The sequence below is a fragment of the Rubeoparvulum massiliense genome (genome assembly GCF_001049895.1).
Lineage (GTDB): Bacteria > Bacillota > Bacilli > Rubeoparvulales > Rubeoparvulaceae > Rubeoparvulum > Rubeoparvulum massiliense.
The window spans coordinates 209,491-227,776 of sequence record NZ_CVPE01000005.1 but is presented as its reverse complement, the minus strand read 5'-3'; the positions used below and the strand labels follow the sequence as shown (position 1 = coordinate 227,776).

18 protein-coding genes are annotated in these 18,286 nt (G+C 42.6%); 13 read left to right on the top strand and 5 right to left on the bottom strand.

The window, feature by feature from the left end:
• The first annotated feature begins 8 nt into the window (after positions 1-8).
• From BN1691_RS06335 to BN1691_RS06300, 8 genes are all read left to right on the top strand, one after another.
• The gene (locus tag BN1691_RS06335) at positions 9-584 is read left to right on the top strand and encodes a DUF6470 family protein (protein ID WP_048601392.1); all 576 of its coding nucleotides are present in this window, start codon (positions 9-11) and stop codon (positions 582-584) included.
• 79 nt (positions 585-663) lie between these two features.
• Positions 664-1,095 carry a flagellar assembly protein FliW gene (gene fliW / locus BN1691_RS06330; RefSeq protein ID WP_048601391.1) on the top strand — a complete coding sequence of 144 codons (432 nt, stop codon included), beginning with the start codon at positions 664-666 and terminating at the stop codon, positions 1,093-1,095.
• 2 nt (positions 1,096-1,097) lie between these two features.
• On the top strand, positions 1,098-1,319 hold the full coding sequence (gene csrA, locus BN1691_RS06325) for a carbon storage regulator CsrA (RefSeq protein ID WP_048601390.1): 222 nt from the start codon (positions 1,098-1,100) through the stop codon (positions 1,317-1,319).
• Between the two features lie 287 nt (positions 1,320-1,606).
• Positions 1,607-3,280, top strand: a complete 1,674-nt coding sequence (locus BN1691_RS06320) for a putative bifunctional diguanylate cyclase/phosphodiesterase (RefSeq protein WP_048601389.1) — start codon at positions 1,607-1,609, stop codon at positions 3,278-3,280.
• Between the two features lie 91 nt (positions 3,281-3,371).
• Positions 3,372-4,271: an ABC transporter ATP-binding protein gene (locus BN1691_RS06315; RefSeq protein WP_048601388.1), complete on the top strand. Its 900-nt coding sequence runs from the start codon at positions 3,372-3,374 to the stop codon at positions 4,269-4,271.
• A 1-nt stretch (position 4,272) separates the two neighbouring features.
• Positions 4,273-5,010: an ABC transporter permease gene (locus tag BN1691_RS06310; RefSeq protein WP_048601387.1), complete on the top strand. Its 738-nt coding sequence runs from the start codon at positions 4,273-4,275 to the stop codon at positions 5,008-5,010.
• A gap of 3 nt (positions 5,011-5,013) precedes the next feature.
• Positions 5,014-6,138: a sensor histidine kinase gene (locus tag BN1691_RS06305; protein WP_048601386.1), complete on the top strand. Its 1,125-nt coding sequence runs from the start codon at positions 5,014-5,016 to the stop codon at positions 6,136-6,138.
• Positions 6,135-6,737 (top strand): response regulator transcription factor, encoded by a 603-nt coding sequence (locus BN1691_RS06300; RefSeq protein ID WP_048601385.1) that lies wholly within the window; start codon positions 6,135-6,137, stop codon positions 6,735-6,737. Before BN1691_RS06305 ends, BN1691_RS06300 begins: the two co-directional genes overlap by 4 nt.
• Positions 6,738-6,766: 29 nt before the next feature.
• Here BN1691_RS06300 and BN1691_RS06295 read toward each other — a convergent pair whose 3' ends face one another.
• The 4 genes from BN1691_RS06295 to speE all read right to left on the bottom strand — a co-directional run bounded on the left by BN1691_RS06295 (position 6,767) and on the right by speE (position 10,748).
• Positions 6,767-7,549, bottom strand: coding sequence for an ABC transporter ATP-binding protein (locus BN1691_RS06295; protein ID WP_048601384.1), 783 nt, complete (start codon positions 7,547-7,549; stop codon positions 6,767-6,769).
• Complete coding sequence (locus BN1691_RS06290) at positions 7,540-8,598, bottom strand: FecCD family ABC transporter permease (protein WP_048601383.1); 1,059 nt, start codon at positions 8,596-8,598, stop codon at positions 7,540-7,542. The genes BN1691_RS06295 and BN1691_RS06290 overlap by 10 nt, the downstream gene beginning before the upstream one ends.
• On the bottom strand, positions 8,592-9,719 hold the full coding sequence (locus BN1691_RS06285; protein WP_048601382.1) for an ABC transporter substrate-binding protein: 1,128 nt from the start codon (positions 9,717-9,719) through the stop codon (positions 8,592-8,594). Before BN1691_RS06285 ends, BN1691_RS06290 begins: the two co-directional genes overlap by 7 nt.
• 156 nt (positions 9,720-9,875) lie before the next feature.
• Positions 9,876-10,748 (bottom strand): polyamine aminopropyltransferase, encoded by an 873-nt coding sequence (speE, locus tag BN1691_RS06280; protein WP_048601381.1) that lies wholly within the window; start codon positions 10,746-10,748, stop codon positions 9,876-9,878.
• 125 nt (positions 10,749-10,873) lie between these two features.
• Between speE and BN1691_RS14845 the strand changes: the two genes are divergently transcribed.
• The gene (locus BN1691_RS14845) at positions 10,874-10,996 is read left to right on the top strand and encodes a hypothetical protein (RefSeq protein ID WP_261795547.1); all 123 of its coding nucleotides are present in this window, start codon (positions 10,874-10,876) and stop codon (positions 10,994-10,996) included.
• 15 nt (positions 10,997-11,011) lie between these two features.
• Positions 11,012-11,443, top strand: a complete 432-nt coding sequence (locus tag BN1691_RS06275; RefSeq protein WP_261795546.1) for a Uma2 family endonuclease — start codon at positions 11,012-11,014, stop codon at positions 11,441-11,443.
• 333 nt (positions 11,444-11,776) lie between these two features.
• Here the strand turns inward: BN1691_RS06275 and BN1691_RS14670 are convergent, their stop codons facing one another.
• Entirely contained in the window at positions 11,777-11,980 is a 204-nt protein-coding gene (locus BN1691_RS14670; protein WP_231638369.1) for a hypothetical protein, read from the bottom strand.
• Here BN1691_RS14670 and BN1691_RS06270 point away from each other — a divergent pair.
• From BN1691_RS06270 to BN1691_RS06260, 3 genes are all read left to right on the top strand, one after another.
• Complete coding sequence (locus BN1691_RS06270) at positions 11,899-12,453, top strand: class D sortase (RefSeq protein WP_082147068.1); 555 nt, start codon at positions 11,899-11,901, stop codon at positions 12,451-12,453. The two genes, BN1691_RS14670 and BN1691_RS06270, sit on opposite strands and share 82 nt — an antisense overlap.
• Before the next feature lie 57 nt (positions 12,454-12,510).
• The gene (locus BN1691_RS06265) at positions 12,511-16,611 is read left to right on the top strand and encodes a collagen binding domain-containing protein (RefSeq protein ID WP_048601380.1); all 4,101 of its coding nucleotides are present in this window, start codon (positions 12,511-12,513) and stop codon (positions 16,609-16,611) included.
• A gap of 1,015 nt (positions 16,612-17,626) precedes the next feature.
• Positions 17,627-18,286 (top strand): class D sortase, encoded by a 660-nt coding sequence (locus BN1691_RS06260; RefSeq protein ID WP_048601379.1) that lies wholly within the window; start codon positions 17,627-17,629, stop codon positions 18,284-18,286.

The following is an 18,286-nucleotide window of genomic DNA, read 5'->3' as shown; positions in this document are numbered from 1 at the left end:
GTGGCATCATGCAGCTGCCACGCTTAGAGATTCAGCAACAGTCTATCAAAATGGCGTTGCAGAGTGAGAAGCCACAGCAGCAGATTCAACAGCCAAAGGCAGATGTTCAGATTGAACAGCTTCCAGCCATCCTAGAGATTCATACGACGCCAAGTCGTTTGGAGATCGATCAAACAAAGTGCTTTGCCGATGTGGGGAGAAAGCATGTTTTTCGTATGAATACGGAGTTCGCTACCGAAGCCCAGCAAGCAGCCCTTGCGGCCATTGCTCAGATTGCCCAAGAGGGTGATGCTCTCCGTACCATCGAACAGCCAGGTACGAAAATTTCCATGCTATCGGAGCAGAAGGCCAATCCCCCCCTTCGCGAGCTTGCAATTGTTTTTCTCCCTCGTTATGGGAGCTTAAAGATGAACTTTACTCCAGCAGATTTGCAAATCAACTGGCAAAAACGCGGGACTCAGATCAATATTACACCGCAGAAGGTGATCCACGAGTATACGCCAGGTAAGGTGGCAGGCTCCATCAGTCAATGGCATGGGATCCAGATCGATGTGGTGGGATTGAATGTGGATGAACGATTATGATTTGAACAGATATAACCGGATCTGAACGGTTATAATAGGGTCAGCTAAGACAGAATGAGAGTCAAAAAGGAGAATTATCATGCTAATACATAGTCCCTTAATTGGAGATGTCAATGTCGACGAGAAGCAGATCTACACCTTTGCTCAGGGAATTCCGGGGTTTGAGAGCGTTCACCGCTTTGCCTTCATCCCATTGGGAGGAGACTCTCCATTTACTGTGATCCAAGCTCTTGATCAGTCTGTGCCTTCGTTTATTGCTATCAATCCATTCACGGTTTTTCCAGACTATGATTTTCATCTGCCTGATTATGTGGCAGAGCAATTGGAGTTAGTTGGCCTGGAGGATGTGGAGCTCTTTAGCATTGTGACCTTGGGGAAGACCCTTGTAGATTCTACATGTAATCTCATGGCACCTGTTGTCTTGAATCGTAGGAAGAGAGCAGGCAAGCAGGTGGTTCTAGAGGAGAACTATTCTCGAAAAGCACCGCTTGTGAAGAAGGGGGAGGAGTAATCATGTTAGTCCTCACCCGTAAGTCCAATCAGTCCATCATGATTGGACCTGATATTGAGCTGAAGGTTCTGGCCATTGAAGGAGAGCAAGTAAAGCTGGGCATTGTTGCACCTCGCCACGTAGAGATTCATCGTAAGGAGATCTATATGGCAATCCAAGAAGAGAATGAAGCAGCAACTATCACGGGGTCAGTCCCCCAATACATTACCGCGTTAAAGAAATAGGGGTCAGTCCCCCATTGAGTTAACGCATTAAAGCAATGAAGAATTGATTAAGTTATAAAAATCCACCCCTCATTTTGGAAGACGAGGGGTGGATTTATTTGAAAGGTATTCTATGTAATGTTAACGTATTAAGGAGAAGAACGATAGGAACGATAGGGGACTACCACCGTTTAACAATTTCACCCTTGCATATTACTGGGAATCCATTACAATAATAATATAGTATTTTTTACCTAGTACTATGTTACTATTCCAACCTTACCATTTGCGAGGGGAGGAACCCATATATGCCAAAAAGACTACTTGTTCACTTTACTCATTTAAACAGGTCGTTTTTCAAGATCTTGCTTATTATGCTCTTAATTGCGATCACTGTTTATATGGTATATATCACTGGTGGAACAGAACTAGCATTTACGCATATCATGTATATTCCGATCATTCTTGCAGGTTTTTTCGGAGGGATTAAGGGTGCTATGGGAGCAGCCTTGCTTGGGGGGTACAGTCTTGGACCATTTATGTACAAGAATGTAGCAGAAGGAATCCCACAGGATCTAAGTGGCTGGGTATTTAGAACCACGATATTTGTTGTGATAGGTATTGTGATTGGTATACTATTTCAGTATGTTAAAACCTCAAAGAAAAAAGCCATTGAGAAATCGCTGAAGAATGAAATGACTGGTTTACCAAACCTTAATAAGCTGAAGATGGACATTGATGAACGAATAGTCATGCAAGAGAGCTTTTCACTAATTGCTTTTGAAATCACTAATCTAGGTGATATCAATCGATATATCGATTATCAGATTGGGGAACAAGCACTCTTACACCTGAGTAAAGTATTAGCCAACTTTGTCGATCAAGAACAAGTTTATTCCATACATACGAATCAACTGGCCATTGTAGTGCCAGGTGAGCAGATAGAAGCTACCTACTTAATTGGAGAACAAATTATCAAATCTTTTCGAGAACCTATACTCATCGATGGGTTATTGGTAGAGATGATGGTTAAAGCTGGACTAGTACATTTTCCATTGCATGGGAATGACTTCAATGATTTATATCGAAAATTAAGCATCGCAATGGATCAAAAGTCAGATACTACAGGAATTTTTCTCTATGATCCTTCTAAAGAGCAAAAGAACAAAGAGAGACTTGATATTACGGTTTTACTATACGATGCAATAAAAAACAAGAAGTTTAACATCGTTTACCAGCCTCAAATTAGTCTGAAGAATAATCAAGTAATTGGTGTAGAAGCACTTTTGAGATTAAGCCGAGGCCGTAAAGGTTCAATCAGTCCAGAAGAGTTCATTAAAGTTGCTGAGGAAGTTGGAATTATAAGTGAAATCACGAAAATGGTAGTTAAAAAAACGATAGCACAATTAAAGGAATGGCAGGAGGAAGGGTTCATTACCAAAATGGCCATCAATATTTCTCCTAAGGATTTACGTAACAACGCACTGCTCGAATATACGAAGGAACAGCTCAATACATATTGCATCGATCCTTCACAGCTTGAATTTGAATTAACGGAACGAGGAATCGTTGAGAATGAGCATGTGGCGGAGCAGTTACTCATGGATGCCAGGAAATTAGGGGTAAAAATCTCCTTAGATGATTTCGGTACGGGTTATAATTCGCTGATGAATCTAATTAAACTGCCCATCGATAATATTAAGATACATAAATATTTTGTGGATCGTCTTGTGGAAAAAGAGAATCAAGCTTTAGTAGAAAGTATGATTCGAACCATGCACAGTCTAAATAAGGAAGTCATCGCCGAGGGTGTAGAAACCGAGGAGCAAGTGAGGATCTTGAGTAAGTTAGGCTGTGATCACATTCAAGGCTATTATTATAGTCGGCCACTACCACCAGAAGAAGTAAAAAGCTTATTGGGGTCAGACCCCCACCAAGTTAACGCGTTAAAGCAACGGGGGACTGACCCCCTATGGTTATGACAGTTGTCATCTAAAAATAATGACATCATCAACTAACAATCCCCTCATTTAATCCGTACTATAAAAGTATCGATTAATGGGGGGATTTGATATGGAAAAGATCGTGGAAATTAAGCATCTATCCAAAAGGTTCAAGGATAAACAAGCTGTTGATGATGTATCCTTTACGATCCGGAAGGGAGAAGTAGTAGCCATTCTCGGACCCAATGGTGCAGGGAAAACAACGACCATGCTAATGATGCTAGGTTTATTAAACCCAACCAATGGCTCTGCCCTCCTTTTTAGTAGGAATGCCAAAGAAAAAAGTGTACGTAACAGAATCGGTGTCATGTTACAGGAGGTTAGCCTGATGGATTGCCTAAGCGTGAAAGAAATCCTTCAACTATTCCGCTCCTACTATCCAGTCCCCCTTTCCTATGATGAGCTGATTGAGCTAACCGGTTTAGAACAAGAGGAACTAAAGAAACGGACAGAAAAGCTATCCGGTGGTCAAAAACGAAGAGTGGCCTTCGCATTGGCCATGGCAGGTAATCCTGATCTGCTTTTCTTTGATGAGCCCACGGTTGGGATGGATGTCTCAGCACGGAAGCACTTTTGGCAACGAGTGCGAGAGCTTGCCAATCAAGGGAAAACCATCATCTTTTCTACCCACTATTTACAGGAGGCCGATGATATCGCGGACCGAATCATCTTATTTAACCATGGCAAGGTCATCGCTGATGGTCGACCTGACGAAATCAAGAATAAGGTAGCAAAGCAGTCAGTCTCCTTTATTCTGGATCCAAGCATATCCCGTGAAAGTTTATCACAGGATCCTTTTCTCTCAAAGATGTACGAAAAGGATGGACGAATCTACATCACCACCGATGATACCGATGCTGTACTGGCAAGAATTTTTGAACTCAAGCTAAAAGCAGGCGAGATCCGCATTGAGAAAGGTCGTCTCGAAGAAGCCTTTGAACAATTAACAGAAGAAAGAGAGGTCATCTGAGATGAAGATGTTCATGAAACAATGCCAAGCAGAAATCTTACGGATGCTTAGAAATCCTTATTATCTCTTCTGGTCGCTGCTGATGCCCATCGTTTTTTATGTGATTTTCACAAGGGTTGTTCAGTTCAATGTGCCAGACCAGAATCAATGGAATGCTCATTATCTCATGTCGATGACATCTTTCAGTGTGATGGGAAGTGCGATTATGACCCTAGGTATTCGGATGGTTCAGGAGCGCTCTCAAGGCTGGAATACCTTTATTCGTGTAACGCCCCTTTCAGAAATGGCTTATTTAGGTGCAAAAATGCTCGGACAGATGATGGTTCATCTCTTCTCCATTGTGGTGATTTTCCTTGCAGGGTATCTTGTTAATGGTATCTCCTTAAAAGCCTCGGAGTGGATTCTAAGCGGGATCTGGATTCTTCTCGCTTCTACCACATTCCTTGCATTAGGAACGCTGGTGGGCACCATGAAACGGGTGGATACGGCAACAGGGGTTAGTAATGTGGCGTACATGTTACTTGCTATCACTGGCGGAATGTGGATGCCCATGGACATTTTGCCGCAAGTGGTTCAAACCATTGGGAAGTGGCTCCCAGCTTATCATTTAGGAAATGGTGCGTGGGGGATTATTCGAGGCAATCTTCCAGAATTACAGAATGTTGTTATCTTAAGCGGCTATCTAATCCTATTTATGATAATATCCATTTATATAAGAAGAAAACAGGAAGCGGTGTAGCCATTGCATGCTCTTCAATTGTTTCCGAAAAAATATGGTTTCTTTCCTTATATATTCTTGGCTTATTTATTATTGCCATTAAATAGTATCCTTGATGAGAATGGAGTGAAAGCAGTGGTGGGCTATGCTCTCATCCTGCTTTTTCTCATATCATATCGTCAACTGTTCTGGTATCCTCCTGCTAAGGTATTCTTCTTTTGGTTGGCTATTCAAATGAGCATCATTACAGTGCTTTGCCTTTGGTATCATTCTGAAAATATCTTTATGTGCTTTTTTCCTGCTAATTTTATTGGCTGGTTGGGAAATAAAAAGCAGTTTCAACGTGCTTTTGGCGCTTTTATCATTTGCGTTATGGGAATCACGCTGCTATTGGCTTTATACAGTCCAATGATGAACATACTTTATTATTTGCCATTTTTAGTGGTGATGCTCATCTCTCCATTGGGCATTCGCTCCATGAATAAACGAATGGAATTAGAAAAGAAATTGGATCAGGCGAATGAACAGATTAAAGAATTGATTAAACGGGAAGAGCGGATGCGAATTGCCCGCGATTTACATGATACATTGGGGCATACCCTATCTCTTATTACATTACAAAGTCAACTGATTCAAAGGCTAATCGATAAGCAACCAGAACGGGCGAAGAGTGAAGCAAAGGAGATGGAAATTACTTCGCGTTCTGCGCTGAGTCAGGTGCGCGAGCTTGTAGCAGATATGCGAGCTCATACCATTGCTGAAGAGCTGGCAGATATGGAACGAATACTGGCTGCAGCTGGCATTCAATTGATTCAAGAAGGGAGAGTTGATTTTTCCACGCTTCTCCCTTTACAGCAAAATATCTTAGCCATGTGCCTACGAGAAGCGGGTACCAATATTGTAAAGCATAGTAGTGCCAAGCATTGTGTGGTGACCTTTCAAGAAACAAAAGGCTACTTTTCGATCATTGTTCAGGATGATGGTGTGGGGATGGCCAAGTCAGACAACGAAGGAAATGGAATTAAAGGGATGAAGGAGCGGCTTGCTCTCATTGATGGCGAACTGGAGCTTGAATGGAAGGATAACAAAAGAACTACGGTGAAAATGCTGGTACCTGTCATTATTAAATCAGAGGAGATTGCTTTATGATCCGAATTGTGATTGCTGAAGATCAACGGATGCTACGGGGAGCCCTCGGTACGTTACTCGATTTGGAAGAGGATTTTGAAGTGGTGGGGCAGGCAGAGCATGGGGAGGAAGCATTACGACTGGTACGAGAGCTGAAACCAGACATTTGTCTCATGGATATTGAAATGCCCATCAAGAGCGGATTGGATGTGGCAGAAGAGTTAAGGCGACAGGGCGTAGATTGTAAGGTGATGATCTTGACCACCTTTGCGCGTCCAGGCTATTTTGAACGAGCCTTGAAGGCAGAGGTTCATGGCTATTTATTAAAGGATGGTTCTATTGAGGAGTTAGCCGAGTCCATTCGGAGTGTGATGCAGGGAAAACGTATATTTGATTCGGAGCTAATTATTAATACCTATCAGGAAGAGAATCCACTGACCGAGCGAGAACAGGAGGTACTACAGCTTGCTGCGGAAGGGTATACCTCCAAGGAAATCGCTAGGCAACTATTTTTATCCGCTGGCACGGTACGGAACTATATGTCAGAGGCTCTGCAAAAGTTAGATGCAAAAAATAAAATTGAAGCCATTGCCTTCGCGCGAGAAAAAGGATGGTTATAGGGGGGTCAGACCCCCGTTGCTTTAACGTGTTAATTGAGTGGGGGACTGACCCCATTACAAAATTCACAAATATTCACTTCTAGCCCATACAATGCAGATAGATTCTCCTTCGTCAACACTACCTCACTTGAGCCTGAGGCTAATAAGCTTCCCTGCTTCAAGATGTGAACCTCATCAGCGTATTGACTCGTCAGATTAGGATCATGCATTGTGATGATAATTGTCTTCTTCTGCGCTATGGCTAGCTTGCGTAAACATTGCAATACGTGGTGCTGAAAATAATAATCAAGGTGAGAGGTAGGTTCATCTAAAAGTAAAAAAGGCGAATCCTGTGTTAAAGCACGTGCTAGTAAGACAAGCTGCTTTTGACCACCACTCAACTGTAGGTAACTTTCCTGTGCTAAATGGGAAATTCCTAAGATATGAAGTGTTTCTCTCGCCATATTATAATCTTCCGTCGATGGCCGTTGTAGCATCCCTAAATAGGGATTGCGTCCCATTACTACCATCTCAAGGACTGGATAATGAAAAAGTCCACCGTGGAATTGAGGGACATAGGAGAAGGATTGAGCCCTCTCCTTATTCGTCAATGTATCCAGATCTGTATTCCCTAGCTTTATCGACCCGTGCCAAAGGGGAAGCTGTCCCAGCAACGCCTTCAATAATGTTGACTTTCCAGAGCCATTTTCTCCTAAAATAGCATGGATCCTACCTGGCTCAAGGTGCATTGTAAGTTGAGAGAGTACCTCATTTCGATCATAGCCAATTGAGATATCCTGTAATTGCAGCGGTGCATTCCAATTTAGTTCCATACCTTCCCCTTCCCCTTCGTCAATAAGTAAGCAAAAAATGGTGCACCGACAAGAGCGGTGAGAATCGATAAGGGGATCTCCGCTGTAGTTAAGCTACGGGCCAGATCATCCATCATAAGAACAAAGGTGGCTCCTACTAGCATTGACATGGGAAATGTGTATTGATGATCAGAGCCTATCAAAATCCGAGCAATATGGGGAATCACAAGCCCCACCCAACCAATGGTGCCAGTAATACTAATCGTGGCTGCCAGCATCAACGTAGCCACAACGATCAAAACGCTTCGAAAAAGCTGAACAGGAATTCCTAAGCTTTTTGCCTCCTCATCTCCTAATGACAAGATATTCACCTTCCACGAGAGCAAGAGAAGAAGAATGAAGCCTGGTAGTAGAGTGAATAGAAGGGGTAATACCGTTCCCCAAGTAGCTCTGTGCAGTCCACCCATCGTCCAAAAAACGATAGCAGCCAAGTCTTCTACCGGATCAGCGATATATTTTAAAAACGATAGTGCTGCACCAAATAAAGCAGAGACAATGGTTCCAATCAGTACGAGCATCACAACTCGGTCGCCTTTACTCAACCTTGCCAATGTAAAGACTAGGAACATTGAAAGCAGACCAAATAGGAAAGCAAGGATCTGTATCTTAAAAGGAATTTGCACATCCCAAATAATACCTAATGCCGCACCAAAAGCACAGCCTGAAGACACCCCCAAAATATCTGGTGATGCTAGGGGATTACGGAAAATTCCCTGAAAGAGAGTGCCTGTAATTGCAAGACTAGCGCCTACCACAACAGCCAAGAGAATGCGTGGCAGACGAATATAGTAAAAGACACTCTCCATGGGCTGGCTCAAGTCTAAGAGATTCGGAGCAAAGAGCCATTTCCACATAAACTGTAGAATCTCTGCTGACCCAATCTCAAATCGCCCAAGTCGCAATGATATTAGAATTGTGATAAAAAGGCTGAAAGCAGCGAGGAGCAGAACACTCCATTTGCCTCCAGCTTTTCCTTTTAGTCCATCATTCTTGACAGCAACCTTTACCATTCTGTCTCAATCACTCCACCAATCTCTGAAAAGCTCTTGCCATAGAACTGCTGATAAAATTGATCTGCTACCACCTGTATATCGATATCTGCCAATTGCTCAGGATATAGCTTTTGTGCTAACCAAAGCATGCCTAGGGCAGAGCTGGGTTCCGGATAATCCCAGTTGACAAGATTAGATGGAAAGCGATAGACCTCACCTTCTTGTACTGCCGTTACACTAGCTAGCTGTGGATTGGTTGCTACCACATCGGTGAGACTCTCCTTGCAATATTGTAGGCCAATAATCACGTCGGGGTTCCATGCAACCACTTGCTCGGTTGAAACTTGTGAGAAGCCACCTAGCAAGTCCTGAGCAACATTAATTCCCCCTGCCTTTTCTATTAAATAGTGCTGATACATATCTGCTGAAGGAGTTTTTAGAACTTCTGATCCTGTCATATATACCCGCTTTTTCTCATCTGCTTGCAGATCAGTTAAACGGTCAGCGATCAACTTTTCTGTCTCTTCATAGTAGGCAATAAGCTCCGTTGCTTGCTCCTCTTGGTTGAAGATAATCCCCATAATCCGTGCTGTTTCTTTCATATCGACTACCGATTCAGGGTCAAGTACAACCGCTGCAATTCCTTGTGTTTCTAACTGTTCTAAAACTACATCATTTCCCTTTAGATTTGCGAGAATGACTACATCGGGTTGGGCAGCAACAATGGCTTCAATATTTAGTCCCTCTTTTTTGGTTCCTACCGTAGGTAATTCAGCCACTTGAGGATAAATTTCCTGTAAGAATGGACTGGTCGCTGAATTATTATCAACTGCCACCAATTTCTCTTGTCCTCCTACAGCATAAACAAAAAATGTGAGAGGCCGATGGGTAGAAATCACACGATTTACTTCCTGTGGTAGTACGATTTCTCTACCCATTTGGTCCGTTAACATACGTTCTGTCAGTTTTTCTTCTTGTTCAGAAACGGGATTTTCAGGGATTTCAGCGGGTTGTTCGATGGTCTCTGAACTCTTATCACCGCATCCTCCCATCACTAGCAATAAAAAAATAAGTAAAAGGAATAGTATACTTTTGCTACCTTTCCAACCATGATCTGCGCTGTTCCATTTGTGTTTCATACTCTACTTCCTCCCATTTTTAATACGTTACGATTAAGTTTAGTTGCCTTAAAATAACCAAACATAACAAAAGCTAACTAAAGCAAACAAAACCTAACATAAATACCATAACAAAAAATGGAGAGGTTGTGAATGGGGGGTCAGTCCCCCATTGCTTTAACGCATTAACATCATGGGGGTCTGACCCCCACGATGAAGAAATTCTGGCAAATGAAAAGCACTTTCCACTATGCCTCGGTTTATATAACGAGTAGGAGTAGCTAATTGTCGCCTCTGTTGGATTCCACCTGACTGCTTCAACCCGAGAGTGAAGCTCCAGAGTCCACCAGGGTAGGTAGGAACCGTTGCGGTATAAAGATGAGCACTAGCGAAGATCTCCCGAATAGAGTTATAGCATCTCTCCATGATGGGAGCATAAAGGATGGGCGATTCACTCTGACAGACCATGACACCATCCTTTCGTAGGCTCTGATAGACATTTTGATAGAATTCAGAAGTAAAGAGCTGTTCAGCAGGGCCAACTGGATCCGAAGAATCAATAATTACAACGTCATAGGCGTCCTTCTTTTCTTTTACGAATTGAACGCCATCAGTAAAGTGGAACTGCAGACGAGGGTCCTTAATATTACCAGACACTTCAGGTAAGTGGTTAAGAGCAGCATTCACAACGATTTGGTCAATCTCCACCATATCGATGGTCTCAAGCTCTGGATACTTAGCCAACTCTCGTACAACACCACAGTCTCCGCCTCCAATTACCAGTACATTCTTCGGATCAGGATGGAAAAGCAGTGGTATATGGGCGATCATCTCATTATAGATATAACCGTCCAGAGCCGTGGTTTGGACAGCGCCGTCTAGCACGAGCATGCGTCCAAAATCATAGGAATCGAGAATCATTACATGTTGAAAAGATGATGTTTCAGAAAAGATCACATTCTTAATCCGATAGCTTACTTTTAGATTATCCCGGTCATCCTCTACCAACCACCAAACTCCATCAATCTGCTGTAAATAAGGAGGTATCATCCTCACAGCAATCCCTCCCTTGGATTCGTATTGTCTATTACATCCTATCATGGAATAAGATAGGATTGAAGGGATTGAAGGGGTCAGACCCCCACCACAAGACCCCCACCTTAGAGGTGATGACCATGAAGATTCCAGATCAATCAAAATGGCATACCTATGAAGATTGGCAAACATGGGAAGGGCCTTGGGAATTAATTAATGGCAGAGCATATAACATGACGCCTGCTCCTTCCACCATGCATTAGTTTGCTGTTGGTGAATTGTTTTATGCTATGCGGAGCTATTTTCAGAATCACGGTTGCTTGGTCTTTACTGCGCCATTCAATGTTTATTTTAGCGTCTCTAATCATTTTGAAAAGCCTGATGACATCATGCAACCAGATATCACAGTTGTATGTAATAAAAATCAAATCGTGTCCAAAGGCTGCTTTGGTGCGCCTACGCTCATCGTTGAAGTATTATCACCAGCAACTGCGCTAAAAGATTATAACGAAAAGTTCTATGCCTATCAGCGGTATGGTGTGAAAGAGTATTGGATTGTGGATACAGCCAATCGAATGATTCATGTATATCATTTGAAGGATGGTGCATATCTGGAGCGGGTCACCTATGGGGAAGAAGATACATTGCGATCAATCGAATATTCGGATTTACACATCTCATTACGATCGATCTTTGCCCTTGAGATTTGACACTTCATATGGCGATGTGCCGTCCCACCTTTAGCGACCTTAGCAAAATAATGTATCTATGATTTATTGAACAAGCATAAAATAGATAAAATGAAATAGTAATATCCTCAGACGAAATTTCATAATAATCTACTAAGAAAATAGCCACCGCTAATAAGGTGGCTATTTCAATTTTCACATATAGGAGGTGGTCAATCTTTAATGCTTTAAAGCAGTGGGGGTCTGTCCCCATCATCATTGGCCTCATTCTGATCTTCTACCCACAAATGGAAAAGGTAGTACTAGATGCTGAACAAAAGGAACTTATTGAAACCTTTGAACGTCTAGGCCAGATCAATGACGCTTTAGAATCCAGCTCACCACAAGTACATCCACAATCACATCCACAATCACATCCACAATCACATCCACAATCACATCCACAATCACATCCACAATCACAACCAGAAGCAGACATAGGATCATCATCCTCACACATTCTTCCATCCCAACCTCAACATCAACCAGAACTACAACCTCAACCACGATCAAATCCACAATCCAATTCTCCATCTCAACACCAAAAAATATCCAATTCCGACGAACTAGCCAAACTCGATGGTGTAAGGGGAGTCATCCGAATTCCAAAAATCGAGGCTACAATCCCCATCTTTGCAGGGGCCAGTGAAACCTCACTTCGAAAAGGTGTTGGTATCATCGAGCCCAAAAAAGAGTTTGGTATTCATAATGTGGGAATTGCAGGACATCGAGCCATCGCCTATGGCAAGCAATTTAATCGACTAAATGAATTAACAGCAGATGATGAGATTGAAGTGAAGACAAGAACCAATGTTTATACGTTTATTGTGGTCCAATCCTTTTTGGTGGACCAGACAGAAGTCAACGTACTAGCTGACCAAGAAGAGCCATTGATCACCTTGGTGACATGTACCCCCATTGGCGCTGAGAATCCAACAGACCGGCTGATTGTGCAAGCTAAATTAACGCAGAAAACAGAGAGTACTCCTTAGTAGCGTTTGCAATGAATGATGAGAAGAACAGTTTTTCGTAATAGGAAGGGGAATTGAATGAAAAAGCAACTCGGTATCATTTTTATTGCTATCCTCTTAGTTGTCCAAAGCTTTATTGGCCTAACGCCAGTCGTTTATGCTGATGAAGGTATCAGCGATGTAATTGAAGAGGATGCAGGTACAATTATTGCAGAAGATGGAGAGGAGCCAGTAGAGGACCCAGTAGACGATCCAGCAGATGAGGCACCAGGAGAAGATGGAGATCATGATACTGGGGAGGATCCAGGAAATGATTCTGGAGAAGATCCGAACAATGGAGTGGAAGATCCAATCAATGAACCAGAAGAAGAGTCCCCCACTGAAATGGAAGAACCAGCAATCACCGTTCCGGAAGGTCAGGTGATTACTGAGAATCTCCTTACCGATGTGGTCATGAAGGATCAGGATGGGAATAATATCGAGGATGTTCGCCCTGAGCAAGGCTCGAAGGTAGAAATCAATTATCTGTGGAGTCTACCTGCGGATCATCCATACGGTGCGGGCGCCACCTTTACCTTTGAACTTCCTGATAAAATTAAAGTGGATCGAAGAATTACAGGTGAATTGGAAGGTGGAGTAGGAACATTTGAAGTAACCCCTGAAGGGACCGTTACCTTCACCTTCAGTGAGGAGATTGATGAAGGTACACCACTCAATGGATACTTCTATGTATGGAGAGAATTTGACGAAGGCAAGTTTGAAGGTGGCTTGAAGCAACCGATTCACTTCCCACTTCGAGATGGAGACAAAGTGATTCTCGTACATTTTAAGAATAAAGGCAAAGAGATGGATAAGTCAGGCGAAGTGATTAAGAAGAATGATCGTAATGAGATCAACTGGGTGGTTGATTTCAACAAAGGGGAATCTTCAATTACAGAGGCGATCTTTCAGGATAAGATCCCCGAAGGTCTAGCAATTGTACTCGATTCCATTGAAGTCTATCCATTGCGTGTAAATCTCGATGGATCGGTTCAGGAAGGTGAACTGTTCAGTACTTATACAGTCAATGAAACTGCAGACGGATTTCAATTACACTTCAGGGACATTGAAAATGCCTATCGGGTAAAGTATAAAACAAACATCACAAGCACAACGGTGACGAAGTTTACCAACGAAGCGGTGCTAACTGGAGTGAACTATCCATCAACAACAGCGTCTGCAACGGTGACCGTGAAGTATAGCACTTCCCTCGGGAAAAAATCCACTGCCTATAATACTGCCACACAAACGGTTTCTTGGGCCATTCAATACAACTATAGTGAGCAAACCATCGAAGTAGCAAATGCATGGATTGATGATCGCTTCGATACTTCCAAGCTTGAATTGTTGAGAAATTCATTTAACGTATATCAAATGACGATCGGTGAGGATGGTAAGGCGACACGAGGACAAAAAGTGAACAATTACACGGTAACCGCCACAGATTATGGCTTTCGGCTAAAATTTACTCAAGCTATAAACGCTGCATACGAAATTCGCTTCGATACGAAGGTAAAAGGGCGAGTGAATGAAGATGGTCCTCCCGTTATCAATCGGGTCGAGATTCATGATGGCACTTCCGCAGAAGCAAAGCGTCATCTTCGTCAAACCGTTTTCCACAAGCAATTCGAATCTATTGATTACGCGAATAAAACCATCACCTGGAAGCTCATCCTCAATCAAGATGAGGGGACCATGGAGAGTGTGGTGATTACTGATCACTATGTTGGCCAAAACCTCGTACTATTAGAAGAAAGCATTAATATTCCAGGATTAATCAAAGGGACGGACTATGAAGTACAACCTAACCCAAGTTATAATATTGGATTTAAAATCACATTTTTGAGAGATGTCACCTCCAGACTTGAGATCACCTATGTAACCAAATTTAACCCGCGCGAACCAATTCAAAATGGCAAATACAAGAATCATGCACAGTTAAAGTGGGAAGTGGATGGTCGTCCACAACCTGCCATTAACAAATGGGCTGAGGCCGTTGTAGATCGCTATACCATCAACAATGGGAACAAGACAGGGACATATGATGCAAGAACGAAAGAGATTACTTGGACTATCGATATGAATTATAATCTCCATAGACTGAATGATGCCATTTTCCGCGATTTCTATAGTGGCGAGCAGACCTTCGTTGATGGTTCTTTAACGGTTCATCATCTCAACCTCACTGGTGGACCCGATGGAGTCAGTCTAGGGAACCTAGTACCTGACGATCAATATGAATTTACGCTGTTGCAAGACTCCCATGGTAATGATGGCTTTGAAATTAAGCTAGGAAGGATTAGCTCTGCTTACCGCATTACGTACAAAACCAGTCTAGTGGGTCATCCTGTACGAGAGTCTTACCATAATCAAGCCACATTGCAGGATGGCCAGCACAAACCCATCCTTAACCTCTCAGCTACGGTGAGACCACATCATGGTGGTGACTTCCTCGATAAAACAGGCTATCAAGGCGAAGGAATTGATTCCGATTTTGCCTTCTGGACCGTCCATATCAATCGTGGTCAATCCTATCTAGAGGCAGGTGCCACATTTACCGATACCCTCTCCGAGAATCAAATCCTGATTCAGGATTCCATCAAGCTGTATGAAACCAGTGTTAACAGTGATGGGGCATTGGTAAAAGGTGACTTGGTTGATCCAACGGAGTACACCTTAGTGGTAAATAACAATCAGTTCACATTGATTTTTACGGATGCTATTAATGAAGCATATCTCCTTGAATATCAGTCCTTCATTAATGCTGAGAATGGTGAGAAAATTAATAATGATGCTCATCTGGTTGGCCAGTCTTCAGGAGAGATTGATGAGCGAGTCCGTAAAGAATTCATTGTCTACTTCTCTGATGCTGGAGGCGGAGCGGAGCCACCAGGTAGAGGCAAGTTCAAGATTATCAAGGTGGATGAAGTAACCAATGAACCATTGGCAGGTGCAAAATTTGGACTCTATGATAAGTCTGGCTCTACACTACTGGAAACCTTGATCACCGACGAGAATGGTGAAGCGGAATCTAGTGTCTATAGATTGAAGAGCTATATCTTAAAAGAGCTGGCAGCGCCCTCGGGCTATGCCATTGCAGATGAGTATCTGGAGGGTAAACCGATCAAACTAAAGGAACCCAACCAAGTATTCACGGTACCAAACCAACCGCTGCAGCGAGCTGTTGAATTAACGAAGGTGGACAGTGACGGTGAAACTGTGCTACCCGATGCAGAATTTGAATTGCAGAAAAAAGAAGGCTCGGATTATGTAAAGGTGAGTACACACAGCACCGATAACAATGGTCAAATCGTTATTGAGCAATTAGAAGCTGGTGAGTATCGATTCGTTGAGACGAAGGCGCCTGAGCATTATTTATTGGATCCAACCCCAGTGGATTTCACGATTCAAGCGAACCAAACGGAAGTGGTACGAGTTGAGAAGAGGAATGAGCGTGGTCAGGGCGATCTCATCATTATCAAAGTGGATTCAGCCAATGAACAAAGAGTATTACCAGGAGCGGAGTTTAAATTATTTGATAGTAAGGGGCAATTGCTCAGTACGAAGACAACAGATGCTACGGGGAAAATCGTATTTGAGAACCTTCCCTATGATCAATATACCTTGAAGGAAACAAAGGCTCCCAATGGGTATGTGATTACACCTACTGCAAAAAATATGGCGGTGATCATGGATCGTACCACGAAAGAGCTCGTCATCCCCAACCAAAAAGAGAGCACCACGGATCCTGATCCAGATAAACCGGATAAACCAGATAAACCAGATAAACCAGATAAACCAGATAAACCAGATAAGCCCAAAGATCCAAAGCAGCCGGTGGATCCTGGCAACCCAGACGATCCTAAGCAACCCGGAGACGGAGATCATTCAGACGATCTCACCCAACCACAGCCCGACGATTCCACAACTCCAGATGAATCGAATCAACCAGGAGAGCCTAGTGATCCCAATGAACCAAATCAACCTGATGAATCAGGTACTCCTAACCAATCGGATCAAACCAAAGAAGCCTTACCTAAAACCGGAGAAAAGGCGAGGACAGACCTCCTATTCGCAGGAACATTCTTCTTGATGGTTGGATTTTGGGCGATGTTAAATCGTAGGAGAACGGAAGAATAACAGTTGGTGAGAGCACTAGGAGAAATGCTTGAGAATCATCATTCTAATGGGAGTAGAGATATTTCAGGGTCTGATCTTATCATGATGGTTGCGAGTTATAGCAAATTATAATATACTAAAGATGAAAAAAACACCTATTATATGCAGGACTATGTTTGCATATAATAAGAATGACCGCAGGTGAGGTAACACCTACGGCCATGAGCTGATTCCCTTTAAGGGGGAACGGCAACAATTCTCTTTCTTAAAGAATAGTCACCTGGTCAGGGGTGGCTATTCGTTCTTTTTATCAGCAAGTTTAACGATTTCAATAACAATCTTCAGGATTCCAAAAATCAATCCGGAAACCAGTCCTGAAGTAGAGAGTACGAGTAGTATTAGATCGAAAGAACGCATAGGCATCACCTCCTTTCATGGGGAGGCGTGCCGTTCCACCCTTAACGACCTCAGCAAGTTAATCATATCATTTACCTCAATTATATTCCATATAAAAACAGATATAGAATAATATATAAGTATATTTGATACCACTGAGATAAATACATTGATAGAATCACATGAATATACTACAAGCGAAATTGATTACTGGTAATGAGTTGCAAACTATCATTGGTTTAAATATACTAAAGATGGAAATAGAACCCATTATATGCAGAGCTGTGTTTGCATATAATAGGAATGACCGCAGGTGGTGGTACACCTACGGCCATGAGCTGATTCCCTTTAAGGGGGAACGGCGCTACTCCATTATTTTTGGTAATGCGAATAGCCACCGGGCGATGGGTGGCTATTCGTTACTTTTATATCAAATAATACCCACCTCTAGACGAATCTAGGAGGTGGGTAATTTTATTTTGGATACTACAAAAGTAGAGAGAAAAATATATGTTTACCATTTTAGATAAATTTTAGATAAATTTAAGAGAAGTTTAAGAGGCTATCAATATACTTATTCATTGTGAAAACAGTTCAGTCTGAAAAGATTTAGGAAAGAAAATCGGAAAGGAGATCGAAATTGCGCCTTGTTTGGGGAATTTGCTCCATTTTGATTGGTCTAGTTTTCATCTTGTATCCACAAATTGAGAAAGTGGCTCTCGATGCGGAACAAAAAGCATTAATTGAAGCATTTGAAGGCCTTGGGACGATCAATGATGCTATGGAGTCCACTTTGCCACAACTACCACAACTAAATGATCAACAACAACTCAATTATCCACCTCAACAACAAGAATTTTCCCATGCAGATGAACTAGCCCTCTTAGATGGAGTCAAGGGTGTAATCCGAATTCCGAAGATCGATGCTGCACTCCCTATTTTTGACGGGGCAGGTGAAGCATCTCTTCGTAAAGGTGTTGGTATCATTGAATCGGAGAAGGAGTTCGGAGTTCATAATGTGGGTCTTGCAGGGCATCGTGCCATTGCGTATGGTAAGCAATTTAATCGGCTAGATGAATTGATGCCAGATGACGAAATAGAAGTGCAGACAAGGACCCATATTTATCAATTTACTGTTGTTCAATCCTTTGTGGTAGATCGAACTGAAGTAGGTGTACTAGCCGATCAAGAAGAACCATTGATCACGTTAGTGACCTGCACGCCAATCGGGGTAGAAAATCCAACAGACAGGCTGATTATTCAAGCAAGGCTAAGCCAAAAAACAGCGTTAACGCCCTAA

Bases quoted from the DNA above. Each gene is read 5' to 3' on its own strand.
- BN1691_RS06335 (WP_048601392.1), top strand. From the start codon at position 9: ATGCAGCTGCCACGCTTAGAGATTCAGCAACAGTCTATCAAAATGGCG.
- fliW (WP_048601391.1), top strand. From the start codon at position 664: ATGCTAATACATAGTCCCTTAATTGGAGATGTCAATGTCGACGAGAAG.
- csrA (WP_048601390.1), top strand. From the start codon at position 1,098: ATGTTAGTCCTCACCCGTAAGTCCAATCAGTCCATCATGATTGGACCT.
- BN1691_RS06320 (WP_048601389.1), top strand. From the start codon at position 1,607: ATGCCAAAAAGACTACTTGTTCACTTTACTCATTTAAACAGGTCGTTT.
- BN1691_RS06315 (WP_048601388.1), top strand. From the start codon at position 3,372: ATGGAAAAGATCGTGGAAATTAAGCATCTATCCAAAAGGTTCAAGGAT.
- BN1691_RS06310 (WP_048601387.1), top strand. From the start codon at position 4,273: ATGAAGATGTTCATGAAACAATGCCAAGCAGAAATCTTACGGATGCTT.
- BN1691_RS06300 (WP_048601385.1), top strand. From the start codon at position 6,135: ATGATCCGAATTGTGATTGCTGAAGATCAACGGATGCTACGGGGAGCC.
- BN1691_RS06295 (WP_048601384.1), bottom strand. From the start codon at position 7,549: ATGGAACTAAATTGGAATGCACCGCTGCAATTACAGGATATCTCAATT.
- BN1691_RS06290 (WP_048601383.1), bottom strand. From the start codon at position 8,598: ATGGTAAAGGTTGCTGTCAAGAATGATGGACTAAAAGGAAAAGCTGGA.
- BN1691_RS06285 (WP_048601382.1), bottom strand. From the start codon at position 9,719: ATGAAACACAAATGGAACAGCGCAGATCATGGTTGGAAAGGTAGCAAA.
- speE (WP_048601381.1), bottom strand. From the start codon at position 10,748: ATGATACCTCCTTATTTACAGCAGATTGATGGAGTTTGGTGGTTGGTA.
- BN1691_RS14845 (WP_261795547.1), top strand. From the start codon at position 10,874: ATGAAGATTCCAGATCAATCAAAATGGCATACCTATGAAGATTGGCAA.
- BN1691_RS06265 (WP_048601380.1), top strand. From the start codon at position 12,511: ATGAAAAAGCAACTCGGTATCATTTTTATTGCTATCCTCTTAGTTGTC.